Below are 6765 nucleotides of genomic sequence, written 5' to 3'. Positions count from 1 at the left end.
CAGCAGGGGTTCCGCCAGGCCAAGCGAGGCAAAGGTAATCGAAGTATCCAAGAAAATGACTCCAGCGACCGCCTATCGCTCGAGCTGAGAGATACCAATCGAGGCCGACGTATGAAGAATGTCAGGGTAGGTGCCGCCAGCGGTGCGTATGCCCGCAGGGGCTGGTGAGGTCGCCTGGCGACTGGTTGGCCAAGCGAAGCCTGTGATTATAGCGCGTGAAGGCAGAGGCCAACACTCATTTCGCACATGCCGGATTCGAGCGTGCTTGCCGATGCCATTCCGAAGGCCGCGCCCCGAACCGGGCCTTGAATGATTTGCTGAAACCAGACTGATCCGCAAAGCCGCAGCGCCAGGAAATCGCCCCCAGGTTCAGGCGGGTGGCTTGCTCGATCATTTCACGGGCGCGCTGCAAGCGCATGTCGCGCAAGGTGCCCATCACCGTGGTGCCCTGCTCGGCAAAGGCTTCATACAAACGGGTGCGAGAGCAGCCGACGCCCTGAGCAATCGCCACAGCGTCCAGATCATGACGATGGAGTTCTCGCGCCATGAAGCGCACCGCCGCTGCATGGCGGCCCCGGTTCAGGTCTTCCGGTTCGTCGGGCAGACCCACGCCCATCCCATGGCGGCCCAGATTGCGCAAGGTCAGCAGCGCCAGCATCCGCGTGCTTTCCAGCAGGCCGGCGTATTCGGCGGCATCGATGCGGTGCGGCTGGCGCGTCATCCGCGCCATGTGGCTCAACTGATCGGCCAGCGCCGGGACCAGGACGCAGTGTGCCGGCGCAATGGCCAGATTGCCGGGGTCGCACCCCAACGCCGCCCGCACTGCGGATCGCGGCAAGGCCAGAAAGGCCTCACGCGCCCCTTCGCTATACGCATAACGTCCCATGCGCCAGGGGTCGTACAGGCCCAGCGAACCCGGCCCGTTCCGCCCACGTTCCCCAGGCGCGGCATCGCGCCGCAACTCGCCTGCCTGTATCAAGACCAGCACCACCATGTCCGGCGCATGCACCAGACGGCGCGCCGCCGCTTTCATCTCGTAAGCTGTCGAACGCATCGTGCCGAACACACTGCCGCCGCCGCGCAGCAGCGTCAGCTCGGCCTCCAGTTCGACTCCGGGTCGCGGGGGCAGCATTTCCACCCATTGGTGTGCACGTTCGCGCCAGGCGTCGAAGCGCAGCACCGACTCCACGTCATGCGTATGAAGACGCTCCGGGAGGCACAGTTGCAGGGATTGGGATGGCATACTGCAGAGTAGCAGGCCGCCCATGCGCCCGCCATGATTTTTATCGCCCGGATCGCAGTGCGAGTTCAGAACCTCACATTGAAATCCGCGCGCATGGATTGGCCGCTGACACCCGCGCCGAACTGGCCGTCATAGGCAATGCCCAGGGTGGCGTTCTGTGACAGGACATAGTCCAGGCCGGCTCCGATCACCGCCGTGTCGCGGCCGATCGGCGCGCCGCCGATGGTAAAGGCGTCGCCGCCCACAAAGCGCATGGCTGCGTCTGGCGTGCGGTCGCCCAAGGCGTGACGCCAGCCGATCGTGCCCTTGGCGGTTACTGTGGCTCCGCCCAGGTCGAAGCGGGTCGAGGCGCGCAGGCCCACGGTCGAGAACGTCGCCTGGGTGCGGGTCGAGTCGCCGGTCAATGCGGCTGCGCCGCCTTGCTCCGTGAAGCCGTCGGTCCGGACGTTTACATGGGCCAGGTTACCGAAGGGCTCCAGCGCGATCCGTCCGACTTGTATTTGATAGCCGAGTTCGCTGAAGACCTGCGTGGTGTCGGCGGTGTAGTCGCTCTTCAGGCGGCCCGTGAGGCCGGGCAGGGCAATCGAGCGGTTGGTGCTCAGATCGTGCAGGGTATAGGCGGCTCCGGCGCGCAGGGCCAGGCCCCCCCAGCGTGTACCACCGTAGAGACCGAGATGGTAGTTGTCATCCGATCCAGAGGACAGCCGATCCTGCGTGTTGAAGTGCGTGCTGCCGATCCCCGCGATGACGCCCACGCGACCGTGGCGCGACACCGGTGCATCGGCGCCGACGAAAAAGCCGTTGGTCTTGCGGCTGAGGGATGAGGCGTTGCCGTCGCTGCCGGTGCGGTCCCAGGCGCCAAAGCCGCGTCCCCAGAACACGGGGCGGTCGCTGTCCGCCGACACCGGCGTCGGCCGGCCGTCGGCATAGGTGACGACGGGATCGGCGCCTGCGCCCGTGCGGTCAAAGGCGGCCAGCAGGCGGTCATTGACGGCCTGGCGCAGGAAGCGGCTGTCTTCGATCAGCGTGGTCTGGGCCGAGGCGTGTACTTCGCCGGATAACTGATCGAATGCCTGCCGGGTGGCGGCCGGGTCGGCGGCCAGCGCGACCGAGCGCCAGATGGCGCTGGCGCTGCCCAGGCTTTCGATGCCCTGGGCGGCGGCGATCTGGTTGCGCGTGTCCCCGACCTGAGCGAAGTCCAGGTTGTTGCGCATGAGTTGCAGCGTGACATCGTTGCCGTCGCCGCCTGCATAGTTGATCAGCGTATCGAGGAACAGCAGGTTTTGAGTGATCGGGTTGAACGTGCCCGTCACGGCGCCGGCGCTTTGCTTGTCGATGATCGTGAAGGGGCCGGCCAGGGCGGTCCACCCCGAGGGGCTGGCCGGAGAAAGCACCAGATCGAGGGTGGCGCCGGTGATGTCGACCGCGCCGCCCACGACGATCTGGTCGGCGGCCGTGGGGTTGGCTTCGATCTGCAAAATCCCGTGGTTGATGTAGTCCCCAACGATATGCTGCACGCCAATGGAATTGCCGGGGGCATGCACCGCGCCGGGGTCGATCCACAGCTGCGAACCGGCCGAGCCGATGGTGCCGGTGCCGCCCAGCACGCTGCCGGACATCGCCGCCATGGACCCGCCCAGCACGCCATTGACGGACAGGGTGCCGCCGTTGACCGTCGTGGAGCCGGTGAACGCGGAAGAATCCCCCGTCAGCATCCAGGCCCCCGCCCCGGATTTGAACAGGGAACCCGAGCCGGACAATGCGCCGCCAAAGCTGCCGCTGCCGGCCTGATCAACCGTCAGAGCGGCCCCACCCAACGCCACCGTCCCGCCCGTGCCGGACAACGAGGACATCGTGAGGTGACGCCCAGAGAGGTCCAACGTGCCGCCGTTGACCACATAAGCCGTATGGCCGACGAAACCGCCGGCCGAGCCGGCGATCAACCGCCCGCCGTTGACAGTCGTTCCGCCGGTATAGGCATTCGTGCCGCTGAGGGTGAGATCACCTGCGCTGAGTGTCAGACCCAGCGTACCGGCGCCAACGCCGTCCCGGATGACGCCGGAAAATGCCGAAGCGCCGGCCGATGTGTCCACCGACAAAAGGCTGTCGGTCGCGCCATCGTTGGTGATGAGACCTGCTCCGCTATTTTGGCTATTGATGCGGCCGATGGTCGTGCTGAAGCCGTTGAGTCTCACGATTCCGCTGGAGGGCGAACCCACGTTTTTCACGAAGCGGATATGGGTCGTCGTTGCCAGCGCATTGGTCGCAAGCACATTCAGCGTGCCGGCCTCATAAAATGTCTGCATGCCGCCGGATATTGCGTTTTCAGCCCCGGCATTGAGCCTGCTTGTGCCATCAAAGGTCTGCGTGCCGCCAGCAATGGCGTTTACCGCAGACGCGTTGAGCGTGCTGTTGCCATAAAAATCCTGCCAACCGCCACCGATCGCACCGTTCGCCGTGGCGTTCAGGACGCTGTTGTCGTTGAACTCCTGCAAGCTGTCCGCGATGGCCCTTGCGGCCGAGGCATTGAGCACGCTGTTGTCATTGAATACCTGCATGCCGCCCACGATGGCGTCAGTTACGCCGGCGTTCAGCCGGCTCGTATCCCAGAATTCCTGCAGACCTCCGCTGACCGCGCCGGCAGCCGTCGCGTTGAGCATGCTGTTGTCGTAGAACGACTGTTGGTTGAAGCCGCCGATGGCGTCGGCGACGGCCGCCTCCAGCACACTGCTTCCAGAGGCCTCGATGGTGCCGCCCAGGATGCCATCGAGCACCAGTGTTCCCGCCTGGAGGCGGGTGGTGCCGCCGAAGGCGGAGGAATCGCCCGTGAGCGCCAGTACGCCAAGGCCGGTCTTGGTCCAGTCGCCCGAACCTGATAGCTCACCCGCGATGCTCGTCGTGTTTCCGTCCGTGATGTCCAGCGTCAACGCCCCCGCATTGAGCGCGACCCCGCCGCTGAAGGTGTTGGCCGTGCTGCCGCTCAGGGTCCAGTCCGTGCCGTCCATGACCAGGCGTTCCCAGCCCGACTCCAGCGCGGTGAGGGAGAAACTGCCGCTGTTGCTCAGCCGCACGGTATCCGTGCCGCTGCCGCCCAGCATGCGCGTCGTGCCGGCAGGCGTGGCGTTGAACTCCAACAGGTCGTCGCCAGCGCCAAAATCCACGAGGCTCAAACCAGAGAAAGTGCCGCCGTTGACGATGAATGCGTCATTGCCGCCACGCAGCGAGATGTAGCCGTTCGCCGAGGCCAGCGTTCCGGTGGACTGCAGCGTCAGCCTGTCCGCACCGTCCTGGCCGGTCAGCAGCGAGTTGACGCTTGTATTGCGGAGCGTGCCGCTCAGGTTGATGTCCCAACGCGGCGCGCCATCGGCAAAGGCGCTGATGACATCTGTGACGCTGACGAGCTCGCCGGCAATGTTGTAAGTGGTCAGGCTGCCGGGTGTGGTTGAAACAAAAATAGGATAAGAAACGGCAATGGACGCTGAGTTCCGTATGGACGCACCCGCAGCGACATTCACGGTGTAGTTGTCCGGCCCGCCAATCCTGAAAAGCGGATTGTTGAAACTCGGATACGTCAGCTGGGTCGTGCCATCGACGGTGATGGCGGGCGTGCTGTCGCTGCCGCCGTCGGCCCCGTAAGTGAAGGCGGGCGCGGTGCTGCCGCTGAGCGTGAAATTGCCATCGCCGTGATCCGTGACATCGGCATGAGCGGCACCTGCCAGCACCGCCGACAACAGCAGGGTGACGACCTTTTTTTCACTACAGTTCATAAGTATTGTTCTGCCATGCACCGGCCTCGATTCGCCCCCACGGGGCGAATTCGGGCAAATAGGATCATCAAAATTTTTGCATGGCGAGACGCGCTCACCGAAGGCGATCTCTGGCGCGGGCGTCCCGGCTCTGGTGAATACGTCCCACTTTTTTGTCGCCGGGCCGTCCCCAGGCAAATCCAGTTCACCGCGCACCGTTAAACCGTAAAATGGCCGCATCCGCCCCACCGGGGCGCCACACAAGAGGTCCGGATGTTCCGACGTTACTTGAACCTGGCTGCGCTGGCAGCCCTGACACTGCTGCTCTCGGGCTGCGGCTACAACGAAATCCAGAGCCAGGACGAGCAGGTCAAGGCCGCCTGGTCCCAGGTCCTGAATCAATACGAACGCCGCGCCGACCTGGTGCCCAAGCTGGTGTCCTCGGTCAACGCCTACATGGTCAATGAACGCACCGTGCTGCAACAGGTCACGGAAGCGCGCGCCCGCGTCGGACAGATCCGCGTCAGCGCAGACGACCTGGACGATCCGGCCCTGATGGCCCGCTTCGAACAGGCGCAGGGCGCCCTGTCCTCCGGCCTGTCCCGCCTGCTGGCGGTCTCGGAAAACTATCCGCAGTTGAAAAGCGACGGCCTGTTCCGCGACCTGATGACGCAGCTCGAAGGCACGGAAAACCGCATCACGGTGGCGCGTGAACGCTACGTCGGCGCGGTGCAGACCTATAACCTGACGGTCCGCCAGTTCCCCACCCTGATCACGGCCCGCATCTTCGGCTACCAGCCCAAGGCCCAGTACGGCCTGGACAAGGCCGACGCCGTCATGCGCGACCCCGAAGTGAAGTTCGACCTGCCCCAGGGACAAAGCAAATGAACCTGCCGAGCCTGCGCTGTCTGCTGGCCAAAGGCCTGCTGGCGCTGGGCCTGAGCGTGGGCCTGGGCATGGCGCCCGCCGTCTCGACGGCCCAATCCGCGCCCGCCCCAGCCGCGCGAACCGCCGCGCCGGACGCGGGCGGCATCCTCGCCGTCCCGGTCTGGACCGGACCGGTGATGGACCGGGCCGGCGCGCTGACGCCGGAACAGGTCCAGTCGCTGACGAGCCAGGTCAAGGCACTGGAAAAAGCGCACGGTTCGCAACTCTTCGTGCTGCTGATGCCCACCACGGGCAGTGAATCCATCGAACAATATGCACGCCGTGTGTTCGACCAATGGGCCGTGGGGCGCAAAGGCGTCGATGACGGCGTCCTGCTGCTGGTGGCCGTGCAGGACCGCCGCCTGCGCATCGAGGTCGGCTATGGGCTCGAAGGCGCGGTGACGGACGTGGACGCCGGGCGGATCATCCGTGAATGGATCACGCCACGTCTGGCCGAGGGCGACACCTTCGGCGGTATCGAAGCCGGCGTTGCGGCCCTGTCCGATCTGATCGCCGGCGAACCCCTGCCGCCGCCGGCATCCTCCGACGATGACGACGTGCTCGATGAGCGCGTGATGTTCCTGCCCCTGACGTTCTTCGCCTTGGTGATGACGCCGCCTATCGGCGCCCTGCTGATGGGCGGCTTCGTGTTCGTGCTGACCGAAAGCCTGCTGTGGACCGTGATCGGCGCGCTGGCCGGGCTGGCGCTGGGCATCCTGGGCCGTGTCCTGCACATCGCAGACCGCCTTCCGCGCGGCGGCGGGGGCGGTTCCGGTGGCGGCGGTGGATTCGGCGGAGGCTTTGGCGGCGGCGGCGGCGGGGGCGGCTTCGGCGGCGGCTCCTCAGGTG

General features: G+C 65.6%; 4 protein-coding genes. 2 read left to right on the top strand and 2 right to left on the bottom strand.

What is annotated here, in order from left to right:
• Nucleotides 1-235: 235 nt before the first annotated feature.
• Together WA983_RS06565 and WA983_RS06560 are read right to left on the bottom strand one after the other, a co-directional pair.
• The gene (locus tag WA983_RS06565; RefSeq protein WP_424311766.1) at nucleotides 236-1243 is read right to left on the bottom strand and encodes a helix-turn-helix transcriptional regulator; all 1008 of its coding nucleotides are present in this window, start codon (nucleotides 1241-1243) and stop codon (nucleotides 236-238) included.
• A 65-nt stretch (nucleotides 1244-1308) separates the two neighbouring features.
• Complete coding sequence (locus WA983_RS06560; protein ID WP_424251112.1) at nucleotides 1309-5010, bottom strand: autotransporter domain-containing protein; 3702 nt, start codon at nucleotides 5008-5010, stop codon at nucleotides 1309-1311.
• Nucleotides 5011-5262: 252 nt separating this feature from the next.
• On the opposite strand from WA983_RS06560, the gene WA983_RS06555 reads away from it, so the two are divergent.
• Nucleotides 5263-5877 (top strand): LemA family protein, encoded by a 615-nt coding sequence (locus WA983_RS06555; RefSeq protein WP_424311765.1) that lies wholly within the window; start codon nucleotides 5263-5265, stop codon nucleotides 5875-5877.
• On the top strand, nucleotides 5874-6765 hold an 892-nt coding region (locus WA983_RS06550), incomplete at its 3' end, for a TPM domain-containing protein (protein ID WP_424311764.1). The genes WA983_RS06555 and WA983_RS06550, both read left to right, overlap by 4 nt.

This window comes from Castellaniella sp., from assembly GCF_049650445.1.
Taxonomy (GTDB): Bacteria; Pseudomonadota; Gammaproteobacteria; order Burkholderiales; family Burkholderiaceae_B; genus Castellaniella.
Note: the sequence above shows the minus strand (reverse complement) of the source record. Positions and strands in the feature narration are given on the sequence as shown.